The sequence below is a fragment of the Tessaracoccus sp. MC1865 genome (assembly GCF_017815535.1).
Lineage (GTDB): Bacteria > Actinomycetota > Actinomycetes > Propionibacteriales > Propionibacteriaceae > Arachnia.
Map to the genome: position 1 here is coordinate 2,086,648 of NZ_CP072596.1, position 19,895 is coordinate 2,106,542.

A 19,895-nucleotide genomic window follows, 5' to 3' on the forward strand; every position below is an offset into this window, starting at 1 on the left:
CGAACTGGAGTTCTGGTGGGAACTGGCGCTGCTGATCGTCATCATGCTGCTCGGCCACTGGGTGGAGATGCGCTCGCTGGCGCAGACCACCTCAGCGCTCGATTCGCTCGCCGCACTGCTGCCGGACGAGGCCGAACGCGTCCTCGACGGCGGCGTGGAGAAGGTCTCCCCCTCTGCCCTGGCAACAGGCGACATCGTGATCGTGCGGCCCGGTGGCCAGGTGCCCGCCGACGGCAGGATCACCCAGGGCTCAGCGAGCATGGACGAGTCGATGATCACCGGCGAGTCCAAGCCAGTGGCCCGCAGCGAGGGCGACCAGGTCGTCGCAGGCACCATCGCCACAGACTCGGGCATCCGCCTCCAGGTCACCGCTGTCGGCGACGACACCGCCCTCGCCGGCATCCAGAAGATGGTCCTCGACGCCCAGAACTCCTCGTCGAAGGCACAGCGGATCGCGGACCGGGCGGCGGCCTGGCTGTTCTGGTTCGCCCTCGGTGCCGCCGTGATCACCGCCATCGCGTGGACCGTGCTCGGCGTGCCTGACCAGGCGATCGTCCGCACCATCACGGTGCTCGTGATCGCCTGCCCCACGCCCTGGGCCTGGCCATCCCGCTGGTGGTGTCGATCGCCACCGAGCGCGCCGCCAAGGCGGGCGTCCTGGTCAAGGACCGGCTCGCCCTTGAGGCGATGCGCACCGTCGACGCGGTCCTGTTCGACAAGACCGGCACGTTGACGGTGGGCGCCCCGGTTGTCGCGGCGGTGCACGCCGTCGGACGCTCCGACGACGAGGTCCTCGCCCTGGCCGCAGCCGCGGAGACCGACTCCGAACACCCCCTTGCCAAGGCGATCCTCCGGCGCGCGGCAGAGCGCGGCATTCAGGTGCAGCAGGCACATGACTTCTCGTCCTCCCCCGCCGTCGGCGTCAGCGCCCTGGTTGAGGGACGACGCGTCCAGGTGGGCGGCCCCCACCTCTTGTCCCAGGAGACCGCAACGGCACTTCCGGTCAGCGAGACCTGGGCGTCCTCGGGAGCCACCATCCTGCACGTGCTGGTCGACGGTGAGCCCATCGGTGCACTGCAGGTCGCCGATGAGATCCGCCCCGAGTCCCGGGCGGCCGTCGAGGCGCTCCGCCAGCGCGGGGTCACCGTCGTGATGATCACCGGCGACGCCCGGGCGGTGGCGGAATCGGTGGCCGCAGACCTCGGCATCGAGCGGGTCTTCGCGGGGGTCCGCCCGGAGGACAAGGCAGGGAAGGTGCAGGAACTGCAGCGGGAGGGGCGGACGGTGGCGATGGTCGGCGACGGCGTCAACGACGCACCTGCCCTTGCCCAGGCCGACGTCGGCATCGCGATCGGCGCGGGCACCGACGTCGCGATCGGGTCCGCCGGCGTGATCCTCGCCGGAGACGACCCCCGGGCCGTCGTCTCCGTCATCGAGTTGTCGCGCGGCGCCTACCGCAAGATGAAGCAGAACCTGTGGTGGGCGGCCGGGTACAACCTGGTGGCCGTACCGCTCGCCGCGGGCACGCTCGCCGCAGCGGGCGTCACCCTGCCGATGTCGGTGGGCGCCATCCTGATGTCCCTCTCGACGGTGGTGGTGGCCCTGAACGCGCAGCTGCTGCGCCGCCTGGACCTGGACCCCGCCTCCGTTACGCGCCGACAGCGCGCTTGATCAGGTCGGAGACCCTCTTCTCCACCTGCGCCGTCCACGCCGGGATCGCGAACGCGGAGGGCCAGATGTCGCCGTCGTCGAGCTTGGCGCTGTCGTTGAAGCCGAGGGTGCCGTAGCGGGTGCCGAACTTCTTCGCCGGTTGGAAGAAGAAGACGATCTCCTTGCCCACCATGTAGGCAGGGAACCCGTACCAGGTCTTGCACCCCATGTCGGGCGCGACCTCCTTCACCAGCGCGTGGAGGGACTCGGCGATCGCCTTGTCGTCGCCCTCCATCTCGGCGATCTTCGCCAGCACATCGGCTTCGGGGTCCTTGGTGGAGCGCGCCCGCTTCAGCTCAGAGGCGCGTTCCTTCATGGCGGCCTTCTCCTCGGCGGAGAAGGTGTCTGCAGCAGCGTCGGTGCGTTTCTTGGTGGCCATGGCGAAATCCTGCCACGCCGAGCGTGCTATTTACGATTGATGACAACAGTTCCGAGCAACAGATCTGTCATGGCACGCCGCTCGGCGCCGATCACGACCGCCGGGATGACGAGGCACTTCAGCGCGGTGCGCACGACGGCGCGCCACCAGCCGACGTGCCGGCCGTCGAGCCGCGCGATCCCGATCCGGGCGATGAGCTGACCGAACGAGCCACCGGTGAGCGCTGTGAGGATGCTCGCCTCCACGAAGTACACCGCCAGGATCATGAACGACCTCCACCCGGTGCCCGTCATCACCTCGATGCCGAAGACCGCTATCGCCACCAGCATGCTGGCGGCCCAGTCGCCGATCATGGCGGCGATACGCGCGCGCCACGACGCGAGCGAGCCACGGCCACGCTCGGGCAGACCGATGGTCTGGCCCGGATAGGTGGTGGTGTCAGTCACGCGGCGCAGCCTACCAGCGGCTCCCCTGCACGCCGTCGGTGAACAGGTTTCGCGGAGTCTTCGGGGACGTGCCATGATCTGTCCATGCTGATGCTCGTCGGTCGACTGTGGGTCGATCTCTGCCGCGTTCCTGCCGGCACCTGTCTGCGCTGACGCGGACCCCTCCCGACGTTCATCCCACCCCAGCTTTCAAGGAATCCTCATGTCCACCATCATCGAGGCGCGCTCTGACGCGCCCACCCGCGAACCCCGCAAACCCTTCTACACCGGCCTCGGCTTCCAGATCGCCGCAGGCCTCGTCGTCGGCCTGATCCTGGGATTCATCGCGCTCGGCATCGGTGCGCCCGCCGAGGGCGAGCGCAACTGGCTCACCGGCCTTCTCTACGAAGTGGGCTCGGCCTACGTCAAGCTCCTCATGCTGCTCGTCGTGCCGCTCGTGGTCACCGCCGTGATCTCCTCGATCGCCCGCCTGCAGCAGGTCAGGAACGCCGCCCGGCTCGCCGTCCAGACGCTCGTGTGGTTCGCCATCACCGCCCTGGCCAGCGTCATCGTCGGCATCGTCGTCGGCCTGCTGTCCAAGCCGTGGCTGACCGCCGGGGTCTCCGGCGACGCCGCCGAACTCCCCAGCCGCCAGGGCGACTGGGCCGCGTTCCTGCTCGGTCTGGTACCCAGCAACATCTTCGGCCTCAGCGTCAGCGCCAGCACCACCGCAGAGGGCGCCGTGACCGCTTCCCCGAGCTTCTCGGTGCTGCAGATCCTCCTCATCTCGATCCTCTTCGGCATCGCCGCGGTCAAGGTGGGCGACAAGGCCGCGCCGTTCGTCGGCTTCATGGAGTCGGCGCTGTCCGTCATCCAGAAGGTCCTGTGGTGGATCATCCGCCTGGCCCCCATCGGCACCGCTGCCCTCGTCGGCCGCGCCGTCGCCACCTACGGCTGGACCTCGCTGGCGTCGCTCGGCTCCTTCGTTCTGGCCCTCTACGTGGGCCTGGCCGTGATCTGGGTGGTCGTGTACCCCGCCGTGCTGAAGTTCAACGGCCTCGACGTGGCGCAGTTCTACCGCAACGTGTGGCCCGCCATCTCGCTGGGCTTCGTGACCCGCTCCTCGATGGGCACCATGCCCGTCACCGAGCAGGTCGTCGAGCGCAACCTGGGCGTGCAGCGCCAGTACGCCAGCTTCGCCGTGCCGCTGGGCGCGACCACGAAGATGGACGGCTGCGCCGCGGTCTTCCCGGCCATCGCCGCGATCTTCATCGCCCAGTTCTACGGCATCGACCTGAACCTCACGCACTACCTGCTGATCGCGTTCGTCGCCGTCCTCGGCTCCTCGGCCACCGCCGGCACCACCGGCGCGACCGTCATGCTGACCCTCACGCTGTCCACGCTGGGCCTCCCGCTCGAGGGCGTCGGCCTGCTGCTCGCGGTTGAGCCCATCGTCGACATGGGCCGCACGGCCCTCAACGTCACCGGCCAGGCGCTGGTCGCGGCGGTCGTGGGCAAACGCGAAGGCGTGCTGGATCAGGAGATCTACGACGCGCGTCCGCAGTTCGCCGCCTGACACACGCAAGCTGAGAGGGGTCCGGGCCACGCCCGGGCCCCTCTGTCGTTGTGCTGAGGGGCCTTCGATACCGGGAAAGCTGTAACAGGGCCGTTACCCACCGGCAACTGCCGGGCAAAGATAGGCTCATATCGTTTGGACTCGTCAACCGAGACGTAAAGGCTATCCACATGTTCCAAGGCGCAGACGACCTACTGGCTTACATCAAGGAAGAGAATGTCGAGACGATCGACGTGCGCTTCTGCGACCTGCCCGGGGTCATGCAGCACTTCACCGTCCCAGCGACCGCCTTCGGGCCCGAGGTCTTCGAAGATGGCCTGGGGTTCGATGGTTCCTCCATCACCGGCTTCCAGAAGATCCATGAGTCCGACATGGCCCTGCTGCCGGATCCCACCACGGCCTACCTGGACCCGTTCCGCAAGTCGAAGACGATGAACGTCAACTTCTTCGTGCACGACCCGCTGACCAAGGAGCCCTACTCCCGTGACCCGCGCAACATCGCGCGCAAGGCGGAGGCGTTCCTGGGGTCCACCGGCATCGGCGACACCGCCTTCTTCGCCCCCGAAGCGGAGTTCTACGTCTTCGACGACATCAGGTTCGAGACGTCGGCGAACTCGTCGTACTACCACATCGACTCCGAGGCGGGCGCATGGAACACGGGGCGGATCGAGGACGGCGGCAACCGCGGCTACAAGGTGAGCTACAAGGGCGGCTACTTCCCCGTCGCGCCCGTGGACCACTTCGGGGACCTGCGCGACGACATCGTGCGCCACATGGGCAACGCCGGCCTCGAGGTCGAGCGTGCGCACCACGAGGTCGGCACCGCCGGCCAGGCCGAGATCAACTGGCGCTTCGACACGCTGCTCAAGGCCGCCGACGACGTCATGAAGTTCAAGTACCTCGTGAAGAACACGGCGTGGGAGGCGGGCAAGACCGCCACGTTCATGCCGAAGCCCATCTTCGGCGACAACGGCTCCGGCATGCACGTCCACCAGTCCATCTGGGAGAACGGCAAGCCGCTGTTCTACGACGAGAACGGTTACGCCGGTCTGTCCGACATGGCCCGCTGGTACATCGGTGGCCTGCTGAAGCACGCGCCCGCCCTGCTGGCCTTCACCAACCCGTCGGTGAACTCGTTCCACCGCCTGGTGCCCGGCTTCGAGGCCCCGGTCAACCTGGTCTACTCGCAGCGCAACCGCTCGGCGTGCATCCGCATCCCGATCACCGGTTCGAACCCGAAGGCCAAGCGCATCGAGTTCCGCTGCCCGGACCCGTCGTCGAACCCGTACCTGGCGTTCGCGGCAATGCTGCTGGCCGGCGTCGATGGAATCCAGAACCGCATCGAACCGCTGGCCCCCATCGACAAGGACCTCTACGAACTGCCGCCGGACGAGCATGACCAGGTGCCCACGGTGCCCGGTTCGCTGGGTGCGGTGCTCGAGGAGCTCGAGGCTGACCACGAGTTCCTCTACGCCGGTGACGTGTTCACTCCGGACCTCATCGAGACGTGGATCGAACTGAAGCGCGCTGAGATCCAGGCCATCGCGATGCGCCCGCACCCCCACGAGTTCGAGCTGTACTACGCACTCTGAGCCGGTCGCCGGTATTTCGAGGGAGATTGCTGCCACATCGACGCCACAGGGCGCGATGTGGCGGGAATCTCCCTCGTACTGTCTGATCCATCCTTCGATAGAGCCTCGGTCGTCGCGACAGAGCGATGTTTACATCTAGGCTGCAACCGTGAAAACCTCCCGTGCCCTGCGCGTCGTCATCGCCGTTGTCATCACCCTCGTCTGGCTGGTGGGCGCCGGCATCGGTGGACCCTACTTCGGCAGGATCTCCGAAGTGGCGCAGAACGATTCCGCACAGTTCCTCCCTGCAGGGGCTGAGTCGACGCGGGTCGACGAGCGCTACCTCGATTTCGTCGACAGCGACACTCTTCCCGCCATCGTGATCTTCACCGCAGAGGATCCCCTCACAGAGGCCCAGTTGGGCGATCTGGGCGCACTGGCCCAGAAGCTCGGCGACGAGCGGAGCGTGCTGAGCACCTCTCCCTTGCTGCCCTCTGAGGATGGTAAGGCGGCACAGCTCTTCCTGGGCGTGGATCCAGACCTTGAGCAGGGCGAGGCGGTGTCCGAGCTTCGCGAGACCCTGAGGGCAGAGACGCCCGCGGGCGTCGAGCAGCATGTCACGGGTCCTGCCGGCTTCACCGCGGACATCGCCGACGCATTCTCGGGCATCGACGGCCTGCTGTTGCTCGTGGCGCTGGGGGTCGTGCTGGTCATCCTGCTGATCGTCTACCGATCCCTGATCCTGCCCTTCGCCGTGCTCTCCACCAGCCTCTTCGCGCTGTGCGTGGCGTTGCTCGTGAACTGGTGGTTGGCCAAGGCAGACGTTCTGGTGCTCACGGGTCAGACGCAGGGCATCTTGTTCATCCTCGTCATCGGCGCGGCCACAGACTACTCACTGCTCTACACCGCCAGGTACGCCGAGGAACTCAAGCGCCATCAATCCAAGGCCACAGCCACATGGCGAGCCATCAGGGGCGTCGTGGAACCTGTCCTGGCCTCGGGCGGCACAGTCATCGCTGGCCTGTTGTGCCTGTTGCTGAGCGACCTGGGTTCAAACCGGTCACTGGGGCCCGTCGCGTCCATCGGCATCGCATTCGCCATGCTGGCCGCGCTCACCCTGCTGCCCGCCCTCCTCTACCTGATGGGCCGCGCCTCGTACTGGCCGCGCCGGCCACGGTTCCTCCCCGATCGCACCGACGAGGACGAGATGAACCAGGGCGTCTACGCCAAGACGGCGCGGTTCGTCTCCCGCAAGCCGCGCACGGTGTGGATCGTCTGCGTGCTCCTGCTGGCCGCAGGCGCGGCCTTCGTGCCCACCTTGAAGGCCGACGGCGTCCCGCCGAGCGACTTCGTGCTGGGCGCCTCTGACGCCAGGGATGGTCAGGAGAAGCTGGGTGAGCACTTCCCCGGCGGCTCGGGCACCCCGGTGCGGGTGTTGACTGAGGAGGCCAATTTCGACTCTGTAGCCGCGGCGCTTCTCGCCACGGACGGCGTCGATTCGGTGTCCGTGGTGGCGGCCGATTCGCCGGCAGGCACCGCGCTCGTCACTGAGGATGGCATCCAGGCTTTCGGGCCTCCCGGCACCCCGGCACCTGCACCCACAGTGAACGACGGCGAGGTCATGCTGCTCGCCACGCTGGCGGATGCTCCCGACAGCGACGCCGCCATCGACGTCGTACGTTCCCTCCGCACCGAATTCGGGGGTACTGCCGGAGTCGGCGGTCGAACCGCTGTCGACATGGACACCCGCGACACCTCCGCGAAGGACCTGGCCCTGATCATCCCCATCGTCCTGGTGGTGATCCTGCTGATCCTCATCTTCCTGCTCCGCAGCATCCTGGCGCCCGTGCTCCTCATCGCCACCACAGCGCTCAGCTTCGGCACGGCCATGGGTACCGCCGCAATCGTGTTCAACCACATCCTCGACTTCCCGGGCGCGGACCCCTCGGTGCCGCTCTACGGGTTCGTCTTCCTCGTCGCGCTGGGTATCGACTACAACATCTTCCTGATGACCCGCGTACGCGAGGAGACCGTGAAGCACGGCACCCGACGGGGAATCCTGCGAGGTCTGGCCGTCACCGGTGGTGTGATCACCTCTGCCGGCCTCGTGCTCGCGGCGACCTTCGCGGCCCTGGCGGTGCTGCCCATCCTGTTCCTGGTGCAACTGGCCTTCATCGTCGCGTTCGGCGTTCTGCTCGACACGTTCCTGGTGCGCACCCTGCTGGTGCCGGCGCTCACCTACGACATCGGCTCGGCCATCTGGTGGCCGTCGAAGCTCCGCAAGAAGGGCTGATTCAGGCGGGGCACACCTGCAGGTGCGGATCTGCCTGCTCGGCGTCCCGGAGGGCGCGGGCGGCAGCTTCCCTGTCTGCCACGACGAGGCGCCGGTGCTGGTAGCGCCAGGCGATGAGCAGCGGGATCAGTGCGGCCACCCAGGCAGCCGGTGCCGCCAGGATCACGGCGATGAACCCGACGTGAGGGACCACGAAGAGGCCGATGACGCCACGGGCCACGAGCTCGAGCACGCCGGCCATCGTCGGGGCCATCGTCGAGCCGAGGCCCTGGATCACGTGGCGGATCACGAACAGGACAGCAAGGATCGCGTACAGGGCCGCGTTGATGACCAGGTACCGGTGGGCCATGTCCACAACCTGCGGTTCCCCCTCGCCCAGGAACATCCGGACCATCAGCGTGCCCCCGAAGAAGATCGCCACCCCGAGCACAAGCGCCATGCCCATGGCCAACAGGAGCGCCTGCCGCACGCCGGTGAGGATCCTGCGCCACTGCCGGCCGCCGGCGTTCTGGGCGACGTAGGTGGTCATCGCAACGCCGACGGTGGCCAGCGGGATCACCGCCACCTGATCCACGCGCATGGCCGCGGTGAAGGCGGCCACCGCGTCGGTACCCAGCCCGTTGATGCCGAACTGCAGCAGCGCGGCGCCGATGGCGATGATCGACATCTGGAACCCGAGGGTGAGGCCGAGCTTGGTCGACTCCCTCAGCTTGGGCATCTCCAGCCGCCAGTCGGCCCGGTGCAGGTGCAGGTTGGGCATCCGGCGCCAGATGAGGATGAGGCACAGCAACACCGACACCGTCTGGGCGATCAGCGTGGCCAGCGCGGCGCCCCCCACTCCCGTGCCCAGCACCGCGATGAACACGACCACCAGCACCACGTTGAGGACGGTGGAGATGATGAGGAACACCAGCGGGGTCCGGCTGTCGCCCAGGGCGCGGATGACGGAGCTGAGGTAGTTGAACGCCACCGTGGCGAACGAGCCGCTGAACAGCACGACGAGGAACGTGGTCGACTGGGGCATCAGTTCCTCGGGCGTGCCGAGCCACGTCAGCAGCGTGCGGGCCCCCAGCGTGCCGATCAACGTGATCACCAGCGCCACCACGGCGCTGATCAGGACACCCCGCGCCACGGCGCGGCGCATCCCCGGCAGGTCCTGGGCCCCGAAAGCGCGGGCCACCGGGATCGCCAGACCCGCGGAGCAGCCGATCGCGAAACCGAACAGCAGGAACTGAAGGCTGCCGGACGCTCCGACCGCGGCCAAGGCATCGACACCCAGCAGGCGTCCGACGACGATGGCGTCGGAGACGGCATAGGCCTGCTGGAACAGGTTGCCGATCAGCAGCGGGAGCGTGAAGAGCACGATGAGCCGGAGGGGCGATCCGACGGTGAGGTTTTTGGCCATGCAGGACCTTCTGGGAAGTTGGGATGAATGGGACCGCGTCGTGGTGCATCGGGTCGTAGGACTCTCGGGTCCGACGCTCTGCGGCGATCAGCGACAAATTGTATTGCCATAGCCCAAACAACTCAACTCGGCAAGTTTCCCGCGCCGGCACCATCGTGGACGCCCTACCCGCCTCTTCGGCGGAGCGTCCACCGCGTAGGCTGACCCGCATGGTTCGTGCAATTGTGGTTCGTGAGGCAGGCTCTGCGATAGAAGAGGTCGGCGAGGAGTTCCTCGACGGTGACGGCGGGATCGTCGTCGACGTGAAGTTCTCGGATCTAAACTACAAGGATGCGCTCGCGGTCACCGGCCGTCCCGGCGTGGTGCGCAAGCACCCCCTGGTCGCGGGCATCGATCTGGTCGGCCGCGTCGCCGAGTCAGACGATGAGAGGTTCTCCCCCGGCGACTGGATCATGCTCAACGGCGCCGGCCTCTCCGAGACCGAGCACGGTGGCTACGCCACGCGGGCGAGGATCAGCGGCGAGTACGCCGTCGGCCTCCCCGAGGGCCTCTCCCCCGAACAGGCTGCGGCGCTCGGCACCGCCGGCTACACCGCCGCCCTGGCCGTGCTGCGGATCCTGAGCGAGAACATCATGCCGGACGACGGCCCGGTGCTGGTCACCGGCGCCACCGGCGGCGTCGGCTCCATCGCCACCCAACTGCTCTCCAACGCCGGTTATGTCGTCTACGCGACCACCGGCAGGGCGGAGCAGCTGGGCGACTACCTGCGCAGCATCGGCGCCGACGAGGTCATAAACCGCGCCAACCTCAGCGAGCCCGGCCGGCCGCTCCAGAAGGCCACCTACTCCGCCGTGGTGGACTCCGTGGGCGGACAGACGCTGGCCAACGCCATCGCCCAGACCAACAAGGGTGGTCTGGTGGCCGCCTGCGGCCTGGCCGGCTCCCACGATCTGCCCACCACCGTCATGCCGTTCATCCTGCGGGGCGTCACCCTCGCGGGCATCGATTCCGTGTGGGCCAACCTCGACGACCGGGCCGACGCCTGGCGCATCCTCGCCCGCGGGCTCCAGCTGGACATGCTCGACGCGATCACGGAGCGGGTGGACCTCGACGGCGTGCGCGCAGCCGCGGAAGAGATGATGGCCGGCCAGCGCCACGGCCGCACGCTCGTCACCATCTGACCGGACTGTTCATCGGGCTTTTTCCTTCTTTGGATTGTTTCCAGAAAAGGCGCTAAGGTTCCTGTCATGCACGATTGGCCCACCGCACTCAAGGACGCCGGCATGCGCGTCACTGCGGGCCGCGTTGCCGTCCTGACAGTCCTGGCAGACCACCCGCACATGCGGGTCGGCGACGTGACGGAGGCGGTGCGGGAACGCACCGGCAGCGCGTCCGTCCAGGCGGTCTACGACAACCTCGCCGCCCTCCACTCCCACGGCCTCATCAGACGCGTGGAACCCGCCGGACAACCGCCGCGCTACGAGTTGGAGAACGGCGACAACCACCATCACCTGATGTGCCGCAGCTGCGGAGACATGCGTGATGTCCCGTGCGCCGTCGGCGCCGCCCCCTGTCTTTCCGCAGCGGATGACCACGGCTTCGTCATCGACGAGGCCGAGGTCATCTACTGGGGAACCTGTGCAAATTGCAACGAAAGGTAAAAATGACCCAGTTCTCCGGCGAGTACCAGCCCACCGGCCCTTCGACCCGCTTGAACGGCGCCCCCGCAGAGTCGGATGCCCACTCCCTGACCGTCGGCAACGACGGCCCGATCGTCCTGCACGACGTCCACCTGGTCGAGCAGCTCGCCCACTTCAACCGCGAGCGGGTGGCGGAGCGCAGCCCCCACGCCAAGGGCTCGGGCGCCTTCGGCACCTTCACGGTCACCCAGGACGTCACGAAGTACACCAAGGCGGCCCCGTTCCAGCCCGGCGCCGAGACCCGCATGCTGACGCGCTTCTCCACCGTCGCCGGCGAGCAGGGCTCCCCCGACACCTGGCGCGACGTGCGTGGCTTCTCCGTGCGCTTCTACTCCACCGCCGGCAACCTCGACATCGTGGGCAACAACACGCCGGTGTTCTTCGTCAAGGATCCGCTGAAGTTCCCCAACTTCATCCGTTCGCAGAAGCGCCACCCCGCCACCGGCCTGCGCAACACGAACATGCAGTGGGACTTCTGGACCAACTCGCCGGAGACCGCCCACCAGGTCACCTACCTCATGGGCGACCGGGGCCTGCCGGCCACCTGGCGCCACATGCACGGTTTTTCGTCCCACACCTACATGTGGGTCAACGCCCAGGGCGAGAAGTTCTGGGTGAAGTACCACTGGCGCAGCAACCAGGGTGAGAAGAACCTCACCAACGCCGAGGCCCAGCGGCTGGCCGGCGAAAACGCCGACTTCCACCGCGCCGACCTGTTCGACGCCATCGGGCGCGGCGAGTTCCCGTCGTGGACGCTGCACATGCAGGTCATGCCGTACGAGGAGGCGAAGACCTACCGCTTCAACCCGTTCGACCTCACCAAGATCTGGTCCCACAAGGACTACCCGCTGATCGAGGTCGGCGTCATGGAACTCAACGAGAACCCGGTCAACTTCTACGCGCAGATCGAGCAGGCAGCGTTCTCGCCGTCGAACTTCATCCCGGGCACCGGCATCTCGCCGGACAAGATGCTCACCGCCCGCGTGTTCGCCTACCCGGACGCCCAGCGCGCCCGCATCGGCTCGAACTTCCACCAGCTCCCGGTGAACCAGCCCATCACGCAGACGAACAACTTCGCCGAGCAGGGCCACATGCAGTACCTGCACACGGGCGCGGCCCCGGTCCACACCTTCAACAGCTACGGGCGTGCGTACTCGGACGCCGAGGTTGTGGATGAGGCGGGCTGGGAGGCTGACGGCTCGCTCGTGCGTGCCGCCATCAGCCGGCACGCCGAGGACGACGACTTCGGTCAGGCGGGCACGCTGGTCCGCGAGGTCTACGACGACGCCCAGCGTGAGCGCTTCGTGGAGACCGTCGCCGGCGGCCTCTCCCAGTGCGAGCAGCAGGTCCAGGAGCGCGGCTTCTGGTACTGGAAGCAGGTCGACGAGAACATCGGCCAGCGCATCGAGAACAAGGTCCGCGGCCTCTCCACCATCGAGGACGAGGATTCAGTTGCCTGATTCAGGCCACTGAAGGGGCGGGCTGCTGGCGGGCGGCCCGCCCCTCTTTCCTTGCCACCTTGCTGCCGCTTCTGCGCGACCCAGTGGACGAACCGCTCAGAGGACGTCGAGGTACGCCTCGGCCGGAGCCGCCTCGATCACGCCGGCCTGGGCGAAGAACTCGGCCATCCGGCCGAAGGCCGCGGTGTCGACGGCGACGCTGACCTGACCGTCACGCTTCCACAACTCGGCGGTGGCGGCCAGCACCTTCTCGGCGGTGGCCCGCTGCTCCGGCTCAGCCATCGCCGGGACGTGCTCCGCGGTGGCATCCAGTGCGGCCTGCGGGTCTGCCACGACGGCCTCTTCGGCCTCCTTCATGCCGAGCGCCACGGCACGCAGGATGTCCTCGGACACCTTCGTGCCGGGCGCGATCAGGCTGGGCCCGACCAGCAGCGCCTCGCCGGGTTCGAAGATGGGGATGGAGACCGACGCGATGTTCTGGTTCTCCAGTTGGACGCCCTCGTTGTTGATGAAACCCATGGCGAAGTCCACCTGCTTGGCGGCCAGCGCAGAGAGCGTCGTGAAGCCGATGTCGACGAGCGTGACCTCGTTCTCCGTGAGGCCGGCCCGGTGGATCGCGCAGAGCGCCGCGTAGTAGCTGGAGCCGAAGTGACCCGGGATGCCCAGCGTGGCCCCGTTCAGTACGTCCAGGCCCGGGTCGGCCCCGAGCGTGGCGGGGTCGCCGCCCATCACCCGCAGCGGGTAGGTCTGGTACGAGGTGGCGAAGGTCCGCAGGTCGTTGCCGCCGGCGTTGGCCACCATCGCCTCATCGGCGGACGCGAAGACGATGTCCTCCTTGCCGCCCAGCACGGCACCCCAGAGGTCTTCCTGCTGGCCGTGGTGGCGCAGCGTCACGTCCAGGCCGTGCTTCTTGAATACACCCTCCCTCACGCCGAGGTAGAACGCGCTGAACTGCACGTTCGGGATGTAGGTGAGCCCGACGGTGAGCTTCCCGTCCCCCACCGCCTCCGGTTGCCTGCTGCCACAGGCGGTGAGGGTGGCCCCCGCTCCCACGGCGAGGCCACCCAGCAGCATGCTGCGTCGACTGATCATGTTGTTTCTCCTTGTAGGCGCGCCACTGCCGCTCGCTCCAGAAGCTGGACGAACGCGTACAGGGCCATGGCTGAGAGGCTGATCCAGGCGACCACGGCGAAGACGCCGGCGGTGTCTGCAGCCTCGCGGGACAACGTGAGCAGGGTGCCCAGACCGGCGCCGCCCATGACGAGTTCGCCGACGACCGCACCGGTCATCGCGAGCACCACACCGCCGCGCACGCCGGCCAGCACCGACGGGGCCGCCATGGGCCCCTCGATGTGGATCAGGCGTTGCCAGGCGCTGGCACCGTCGAGAAGGGCGTTCTCCACCACACGCATGTCGAGGGACCGGAATCCGACGATGGTGGTGGTCACCATGGGGAAGAAGGCGACGATCGCACAGAGCACCGCAATCGGGATGGTCCCGTAGCCGATCCAGAGCACCAGCAGCGGCGCCGTCGCTACTAGCGGCACTGTCTGCGTGATGGCGACGACGGGCTCCATCACCGCTGCGAGCAGCCGGGAATGGGTGATGACGATTCCCAGGGGGATCGCGACAAGGACGGCGAAGGCGACACCCAGGAGGGCCGCGCTCAGCGTCGGCGACAGATAGCGCCACGCGATCCCCAGCTGCGCCTGCGAGACCATGCGGGCGACGACGTCGCCAGGGCCGGGCAGGTAGAGCGGTTCGATCAGGCCGGCGCCGGTCACCGCCCACCACACGCCCACCGCGAGGATGAGCGCAATGGTGGCAGGGATCCAGCGGCCGGCGGTGGGCCTGGTGCGTGCGGGGTAGGCGGACCAGAGCCCGAGGTGCGCAAGCCTGCGCGCCCTACGTCGCTCATCGGTGGTCATCTGCCCCGTCACTCCTTGTCCAGGCCCGGGGCACGCGTCGACGGTGTGAGCCTGGAGCGGACCCTCGACACCTCGCTGGGTCGCGAAGCGTCAGGGCGCGTCAGGCACGCCGTCGGCGACGAGTTCCTCCCATCCAGACTTTAACTGTCGGTCTCGGAATTTCACCGAGTCAGCCCTTCTGGAGATCCAGAAGAGGTCGCGGACTATCACCGCCGGTTCGGACTTACACCGACCCCGGAACACGTTTGCCGTCAACATTAGCACCGCGGCGCCGGAGTGCGCGTTTCCGCCGTCTCAGTAGGCGACCGTGAACCGCTGGCGACGGTGCGCCGGGCGCTCGATCTCGTCGACGAAGGCCTGTGCGTAGTCCTCGCCCGAAATGAACGAATTGCCCTCGTCATCGGTCAGCAGCACGTCCCCGCCGAGGCGGAAACTGCCCAGCCGCTCGCCCGGCGCGAACGCACCGAAGCCACCGGCGGGGCTGAGGAAGAACCAGTCGAGCGACTCGTCGCTGCCTCGCAGGTCCTCCAGCAGCCCGGCCATCTCGGTGGCCTCCGGCTTGAGCCAGTCCGGGAAGCCGTCCGTGTCGACGAGGCGGGGGCCACCCGGGGCGACCTCCAACGACGCGGCGCCACCGACGACGGCCAGCCGGGCGCCCGCTGCCCGGGCCTCCTCGGCGATCGTCCGCATGACCTCCCGCAGGCGGCCCTCGAGTTCACCGCGGGGGACAGGGCCGTCGCGACCACGTCGGCGCCGGCGACCATCTCGCGGACGGCGTCGGGGTCGGACACGTCACAGGTGCGGTACGTCACCGCGTCGGTCTTCTCGTCCGGGACATGGCGGGAGACCGCAGTGACCTCGTGTCCGCGGGACGAGGCCTCGCGGACGATGTTGCTGCCGGCGTAGCCGGTGCCGCCGATGATCACGATGCGTGCCATGGGTGCAGTCCTTTCTCCAGGGCCTCTGGTAGCTGCCCACTGGAGCAAACCTAGTCCTGCCCTCCGGAGGTCTGGCGGGATCAGGCGGCCCAGAAAATGGCGTCGACGGCGTCTGCCGCTCGTCGCAACAACCGACGGGTGTCCTCCACCAGTCTGGACGCCTCACCTGCCCGGTAGCCGAGCAGCAGGGCGATGGCCGCCAGTTCGCGCGTGTCCGAGGGCAACGCGTCGCTGGCCCGACCACGCACCAGCATGATGGCGTCGCGCAGCATGCTGGCCCGGTGCCAGGCCTCCTGCAGCCGGACCGCCTGGCTCTCCGGCATGATCTCCAACGCGGCCAGCGCCGCCAGGGCGTCCATGGTGGACGTGGTGCGCAGCACCGCATGCTCGTGGCCGTGCTGCAGTTGCAGCAACTGCACCGTCCACTCGACATCCGACAGGCCGCCGGGCCCGAGCTTGAGGTGCCGGTCGCGCGGCACGCCCTTGGGGATGCGCTCGTTCTCCATCCGCGACTTCAGCTTGCGGATCTCAGAGATCTGCGCGCGGGTCAGGCCGCCGTCGGGGTACCGGAACCAGTCGATCCCGGTGAGCACCGCCTCCGAGAGCGCCCGCTCCCCCGCACCATGGCGGGCGCGCAGCAGCATCTGGGCCTCCCAGGTGGAGGCCCACTTCGTGTAATAGGTCAGGTACGACGACACCGTGCGCACCTGGGGGCCGCCCTTGCCCTCGGGGCGGAGGTCGGTGTCGATCACCAGCGCAGGATCCGGGCCCGGTTTGCCGATGATCTCGGCGGCGCGCCGGACCAGGTCGGTCGCCCTCGTGAGCTCCTCGCCCTCCGTGCCGTCGGGAACGACGAACATGCAGTCGGCGTCGGAGGAGTAGCTCACCTCATAGCCGCCCCACCGCCCGAGCGCGATGACGCCCACCGGCGGGGCGTCGATGGTGCGGCGCGCCAACTGCAGTCCGGCCTCGACGGTGGCGGACGCGAGGTCGCTCAGCGCGCCGCCCACCGCGGCGAGGTCGGCGTGCCCCAGCACGTCGCTCAGCGCGATGCGGCACAGCTCGGCGCGGCGCAGCGCCCTGACAGAGGCGACCGACTGGTCCGGGTCGTCGTAGCGGTTGGCGGCCCGGGTGAGGGAGGCGGTGAGCTCGTCGACCGAGCGTGGCCGCAGGTCGTCGGTGCTGGCGAGCATCTTGATGTGCTCGGGCGCGCGCTTCAGGAGGTCGACCACGTAGCGGCTCGACGACGCGACCCTGGCCAGGCGTTGGGCCATGTAGCCCTCGTCGCGCAGTGCCCGCAGGTACCAGGAGGTCTTGCCGAGCGACTCCGACAGCTGGCGGAACGCGAGGAGCCCGAAGTCGGGGTTGGGCCCGTCGGCGAACCACTGCAGCATGGCGGGGAGGAGCTGGCGCTGGATCTCGGTGCCGCGGTCGCGGCCGGTGGTCAACGCGCGGATGTGGCCCAGGCCGGCCTGCGGGTCGGCGAAGCCGAGGGCCCGCATCCGGGTCTTGGCGGCTTCGGTGCTCAGTTGCAACTCGTCCGTGCGCACCTGGCTGACGACATCGAGCAGAGGCGAGAAGAACAGTCGCTGCTGCAGCTGCCGGACCCGGCGCGCGGAATCGCGCCACCGCTTCTGCAGGTCCTCGGCCGAGGAGCCCATCGAGCGGGCGACATGGCTGAGGGCCAGCTCGTCGTCCGGCATGAGGTGGGTCCTGCGGAGGCGGCGCAGTTGGATGCGGTGCTCCAGGACCCGCTGGAACCGGTAGGCGCGCGCCATCTCGGCGCCGTCGGCCCTGCCGATGTAGCCGTTGCCGATCAGTGCCATGAGCCCGTCGAACGTGCCGCGGGTGCGGATCCGCTCATCGGCGCGGCCGTGCACCAACTGCAGCAGCTGGACGGAGAACTCGGTGTCGCGCAGACCGCCGGAGCCGAGCTTGATCTCGCGGTCCTCCTGCTTAGCGGGGATCAGGGAGATCACCCGCTCCCGCATGGCGCGCACCTCCGGCAGGAACTCGGGCCGCTCCCCCGCCTGCCAGACCAGGGGCCACACGGCGTCGACGAACTCCCGGCCCAGGTCGAGGTCGCCCGCTGCGGGGCGGGCCTTGAGCATGGCCTGGAACTCCCAGTTCTTGGCCCATTTCGCGTAGTAGGCGCGGTAGCTGGCCAGCGTCCTGACGAGGGGGCCGGCTTTCCCCTCAGGACGCAGCGCCGCGTCGAGCTGCCAGATGCTGCCCTCGGAGGTGTGCGAGGAACAGATCCGGGCCTGCGCGGCGGCGAGCTTACCGGCGACGGCGACCGCTTCGTCGGCCGTTGCGCCCTCCGCCGGTTCGGCCACATAGATCACGTCGACGTCGGAGATGTAGTTGAGTTCCTGTGCGCCCGTCTTGCCCATGGCCAGCACGGCGACGCGGGCCTGCCGCCAGCCTGGCACCTCCGCGCGGGCGAAGGCCAGCGACATGTCCAGCACCACGTCCGCGACGTGCGACAGCTCTGCTGCGATCTCATGGACCAGGGCGTCCGGCTGCGGAGCGGAGAGATCGCGCGCGGCGATTTCGATCAGCGCGGCGCGGTTGGCCAGCCGGAGCTGGTCGGCGCTGCCTGTGGCCACCCCGTCGTCCAGGTGGATCCGGGCGTCGAAGAAGGCGCGCCACCCGGACAACCCACGGTGCACGGGTTCGACGGCGAGGATGCGCGCCTCGGCCGGGTGCCTCACGAGCGTGTGGGCCAGCACGCTGGATCCGCCCATGACGAGCAGCAGCCGTCGGAGCCACGCCTCGTCCGACGCGATCTCGCGGAAAACCTCCGGCGACGCGGCCTCGAGCCGCTCGAGCGAATCGAGCGCGAGGTCCCGGTCTGCCACGGGTTCGAACAGCGCCAGATCGACCGGGGGCTCACCGCCGAGCCTGTCCGTCCAGCGCTCCCAGACGCGGGCGGCACCGCTCGCGGAATCAAACCCGCGACGGGCGAACTCCCCCATCGGCGACTGGTATCTACCCATTGGCTCAGACTAGTGGGCGGCCCTCCCCCAGGGGCGCGACGTTCCGACCTCCGCGACTGGCGCTGAGCGCCAGCCGTTAAGCTGAATCGATGTTCAAACCCACCCCGAAGGTCGTCGCCGCGCTGCGTGAGCGCCTCGACGACGAGGGCCTGACCGCGCTCGAGGTGGAGCTCAGGTTGCGCCGCCCGGATCTCACGCGGGTGCTGCTGCGCGCCGCCTCCGATCCGGCCCCGCTGGGCCGAGACCTCCTGGCCGCCGTCTGCCGCGCGGGATGTGCCCTGTTGGGCGAGCGGCATCCGGGTGCCACCATCGAGGTGCGGGTGCCGCCGTTCGCGGCGGTGCAGATCGGCTTCGAGACCGGGCCGAGGCATACCCGCGGCACTCCGCCGAACGTGGTGGAGATGAGCGGCGAGACATTCGCGGCCCTGGCCACCGGACGCCAGCCCTGGGCAGAGGCCGACCTGCGGGCCTCGGGCGTCCATGCCCATGAGGCCTCAGCGGCCTTCCCCCTCTGCTGAGCGTTCAGCTGGCGTTCAGCAGCCGGCACACGGACAACTGCCGAGAAGCCCCGCCCATGGGCCCGGCAACGGACAGACTGGACACATGAGCCCCGATGTCTCCGCGTCACACCATCCGATCCGCACCCTTCAGGTCGCCGGGCGAAGCGTCCCGGTGCTGGGCCAGGGCACGTGGCACATGGGCGACGAGTCGTCGCGCAGGGAGCGCGAGATCGCAGCGTTGCGCACCGGCCTGGACCTCGGCATGACGCTCATCGACACGGCGGAGATGTACGGCTCGGGCCGGTCCGAACAGTTGGTGGGTGAAGCTATCAAGGGCCGCCGCGACGAGGTGTTCCTGGTGTCCAAGGTGCTGCCCGGCAACGCCAGTCACGACGGCACGCTCGCCGCCTGCGAGCAGAGTCTGCGCCGTCTGGGCACCGATCACCTCGACCTCTACCTCCTGCACTGGGAGGGTTCGTACCCGCTGGAGGAGACCTTCGGGGCCTTCGAGGAACTGCGCGCGCAGGGCAAGATCGGCGCCTGGGGAGTGTCGAACTTCGACCGCACGCTCATGGCCGAAGCTGCGGTGGCGGCCCGCTCCGCAGCCGGGGCCGCGGGCAGCCGGCCTCAGGACCGGCCGGCGACCAACCAGGTGCTGTTCAACCTGCAGCGCCGTTGGCCCGAAGGCGGGCTGCTGGAGGAACTCCGCGCGTCGCACATCCCGCTGATGGCCTACTCACCGATCGAGCAGGGCGCCCTGGCCGCAGGAGGCAGGCGCGGGGCCGCGCTCACCACCGTCGCCCGTCGCCACGGCGCCACGGAGGCCCAGATCGCGCTGGCGTGGGTCATCTCGCAGCCGGGCGTGTTCGCCATCCCGAAGGCCGGATCAACGGCCCACGTGCGGGAGAACGCCGCAGCCGTCAGCATCCAACTCACCGCTGAGGATCACGCCGAGCTGGACGCGGCGTTCCCCAAGCCCGGCGATGATGCACCGCTCGAGTTGATCTGAAC

The 19,895-nt window shown here is 68.6% G+C and carries 15 protein-coding genes, 2 pseudogenes and 1 riboswitch; of the genes and pseudogenes, 9 read left to right on the forward strand and 8 right to left on the reverse strand.

The features are described 5' to 3' along the window. Positions 1-67: 67 nt before the first annotated feature. Positions 68-1,671 (forward strand): annotated as a pseudogene (locus tag J7D54_RS09710) (heavy metal translocating P-type ATPase). On the opposite strand, the gene J7D54_RS09715 reads toward J7D54_RS09710, so the two are convergent. Both J7D54_RS09715 and J7D54_RS09720 read right to left on the reverse strand, forming a co-directional pair. Then, on the reverse strand, positions 1,649-2,089 hold the full coding sequence (locus J7D54_RS09715; RefSeq protein ID WP_182763734.1) for an iron chaperone: 441 nt from the start codon (positions 2,087-2,089) through the stop codon (positions 1,649-1,651). The pseudogene J7D54_RS09710 and the gene J7D54_RS09715 sit on opposite strands and share 23 nt — an antisense overlap. Positions 2,090-2,115: 26 nt before the next feature. Beyond that, positions 2,116-2,535 carry an RDD family protein gene (locus tag J7D54_RS09720; RefSeq protein ID WP_245243947.1) on the reverse strand — a complete coding sequence of 140 codons (420 nt, stop codon included), beginning with the start codon at positions 2,533-2,535 and terminating at the stop codon, positions 2,116-2,118. A 202-nt stretch (positions 2,536-2,737) separates the two neighbouring features. On the opposite strand from J7D54_RS09720, the gene J7D54_RS09725 reads away from it, so the two are divergent. From J7D54_RS09725 to J7D54_RS09735, 3 genes are all read left to right on the forward strand, one after another. Further along, positions 2,738-4,090 (forward strand): dicarboxylate/amino acid:cation symporter, encoded by a 1,353-nt coding sequence (locus J7D54_RS09725; RefSeq protein ID WP_182763736.1) that lies wholly within the window; start codon positions 2,738-2,740, stop codon positions 4,088-4,090. 170 nt (positions 4,091-4,260) lie between these two features. After that, a complete protein-coding gene (glnA, locus tag J7D54_RS09730) occupies positions 4,261-5,682 on the forward strand; it encodes a type I glutamate--ammonia ligase (RefSeq protein WP_182763737.1) in 1,422 nt (473 codons plus the stop codon). Positions 5,683-5,830: 148 nt separating this feature from the next. Next, entirely contained in the window at positions 5,831-7,954 is a 2,124-nt protein-coding gene (locus tag J7D54_RS09735) for an MMPL family transporter (protein WP_209455104.1), read from the forward strand. A 1-nt stretch (position 7,955) separates the two neighbouring features. Here J7D54_RS09735 and J7D54_RS09740 read toward each other — a convergent pair whose 3' ends face one another. Next, positions 7,956-9,359, reverse strand: a complete 1,404-nt coding sequence (locus J7D54_RS09740) for an MATE family efflux transporter (RefSeq protein WP_182763738.1) — start codon at positions 9,357-9,359, stop codon at positions 7,956-7,958. Positions 9,360-9,568: 209 nt separating this feature from the next. Between J7D54_RS09740 and J7D54_RS09745 the strand changes: the two genes are divergently transcribed. From J7D54_RS09745 to J7D54_RS09755, 3 genes are all read left to right on the forward strand, one after another. Next, positions 9,569-10,540 (forward strand): MDR family oxidoreductase, encoded by a 972-nt coding sequence (locus J7D54_RS09745; RefSeq protein ID WP_182763739.1) that lies wholly within the window; start codon positions 9,569-9,571, stop codon positions 10,538-10,540. Between the two features lie 66 nt (positions 10,541-10,606). Beyond that, on the forward strand, positions 10,607-11,020 hold the full coding sequence (locus J7D54_RS09750) for a Fur family transcriptional regulator (RefSeq protein WP_182763740.1): 414 nt from the start codon (positions 10,607-10,609) through the stop codon (positions 11,018-11,020). A gap of 2 nt (positions 11,021-11,022) precedes the next feature. Then, entirely contained in the window at positions 11,023-12,519 is a 1,497-nt protein-coding gene (locus tag J7D54_RS09755) for a catalase (RefSeq protein ID WP_182763741.1), read from the forward strand. 96 nt (positions 12,520-12,615) lie between these two features. Here J7D54_RS09755 and J7D54_RS09760 read toward each other — a convergent pair whose 3' ends face one another. From J7D54_RS09760 to J7D54_RS09775, 5 genes and pseudogenes are all read right to left on the reverse strand, one after another. Next, a complete protein-coding gene (locus J7D54_RS09760; RefSeq protein ID WP_182763742.1) occupies positions 12,616-13,611 on the reverse strand; it encodes an ABC transporter substrate-binding protein in 996 nt (331 codons plus the stop codon). Then, the gene (locus J7D54_RS09765; protein ID WP_182763743.1) at positions 13,608-14,447 is read right to left on the reverse strand and encodes an ABC transporter permease; all 840 of its coding nucleotides are present in this window, start codon (positions 14,445-14,447) and stop codon (positions 13,608-13,610) included. Before J7D54_RS09765 ends, J7D54_RS09760 begins: the two co-directional genes overlap by 4 nt. A 117-nt stretch (positions 14,448-14,564) precedes the next feature. Beyond that, positions 14,565-14,693: riboswitch (FMN riboswitch) on the reverse strand. Positions 14,694-14,741: 48 nt separating this feature from the next. Beyond that, a complete protein-coding gene (locus tag J7D54_RS14285; protein ID WP_245243949.1) occupies positions 14,742-15,137 on the reverse strand; it encodes an NAD(P)-dependent oxidoreductase in 396 nt (131 codons plus the stop codon). Between the two features lie 41 nt (positions 15,138-15,178). Then, positions 15,179-15,385 (reverse strand): annotated as a pseudogene (locus J7D54_RS14465) (NAD-dependent epimerase/dehydratase family protein); the annotation flags it as partial. An 80-nt stretch (positions 15,386-15,465) separates the two neighbouring features. Continuing rightward, a complete protein-coding gene (locus J7D54_RS09775) occupies positions 15,466-18,384 on the reverse strand; it encodes a bifunctional [glutamine synthetase] adenylyltransferase/[glutamine synthetase]-adenylyl-L-tyrosine phosphorylase (RefSeq protein WP_182763744.1) in 2,919 nt (972 codons plus the stop codon). Positions 18,385-18,473: 89 nt separating this feature from the next. Between J7D54_RS09775 and J7D54_RS09780 the strand changes: the two genes are divergently transcribed. Both J7D54_RS09780 and J7D54_RS09785 read left to right on the forward strand, forming a co-directional pair. Beyond that, positions 18,474-18,902 carry a sterol carrier family protein gene (locus J7D54_RS09780; protein WP_182763745.1) on the forward strand — a complete coding sequence of 143 codons (429 nt, stop codon included), beginning with the start codon at positions 18,474-18,476 and terminating at the stop codon, positions 18,900-18,902. 85 nt (positions 18,903-18,987) lie between these two features. Continuing rightward, positions 18,988-19,893 (forward strand): aldo/keto reductase, encoded by a 906-nt coding sequence (locus tag J7D54_RS09785; protein WP_182763746.1) that lies wholly within the window; start codon positions 18,988-18,990, stop codon positions 19,891-19,893. Positions 19,894-19,895 lie beyond the last annotated feature (2 nt).

Bases quoted from the DNA above. Each gene is read 5' to 3' on its own strand.
- J7D54_RS09715 (WP_182763734.1), bottom strand. From the start codon at position 2,089: ATGGCCACCAAGAAACGCACCGACGCTGCTGCAGACACCTTCTCCGCC.
- J7D54_RS09725 (WP_182763736.1), top strand. From the start codon at position 2,738: ATGTCCACCATCATCGAGGCGCGCTCTGACGCGCCCACCCGCGAACCC.
- glnA (WP_182763737.1), top strand. From the start codon at position 4,261: ATGTTCCAAGGCGCAGACGACCTACTGGCTTACATCAAGGAAGAGAAT.
- J7D54_RS09740 (WP_182763738.1), bottom strand. From the start codon at position 9,359: ATGGCCAAAAACCTCACCGTCGGATCGCCCCTCCGGCTCATCGTGCTC.
- J7D54_RS09745 (WP_182763739.1), top strand. From the start codon at position 9,569: ATGGTTCGTGCAATTGTGGTTCGTGAGGCAGGCTCTGCGATAGAAGAG.
- J7D54_RS09750 (WP_182763740.1), top strand. From the start codon at position 10,607: ATGCACGATTGGCCCACCGCACTCAAGGACGCCGGCATGCGCGTCACT.
- J7D54_RS09755 (WP_182763741.1), top strand. From the start codon at position 11,023: ATGACCCAGTTCTCCGGCGAGTACCAGCCCACCGGCCCTTCGACCCGC.
- J7D54_RS09760 (WP_182763742.1), bottom strand. From the start codon at position 13,611: ATGATCAGTCGACGCAGCATGCTGCTGGGTGGCCTCGCCGTGGGAGCG.
- J7D54_RS09765 (WP_182763743.1), bottom strand. From the start codon at position 14,447: ATGACCACCGATGAGCGACGTAGGGCGCGCAGGCTTGCGCACCTCGGG.
- J7D54_RS14285 (WP_245243949.1), bottom strand. From the start codon at position 15,137: ATGCGGACGATCGCCGAGGAGGCCCGGGCAGCGGGCGCCCGGCTGGCC.
- J7D54_RS09775 (WP_182763744.1), bottom strand. From the start codon at position 18,384: ATGGGTAGATACCAGTCGCCGATGGGGGAGTTCGCCCGTCGCGGGTTT.
- J7D54_RS09780 (WP_182763745.1), top strand. From the start codon at position 18,474: ATGTTCAAACCCACCCCGAAGGTCGTCGCCGCGCTGCGTGAGCGCCTC.
- J7D54_RS09785 (WP_182763746.1), top strand. From the start codon at position 18,988: ATGAGCCCCGATGTCTCCGCGTCACACCATCCGATCCGCACCCTTCAG.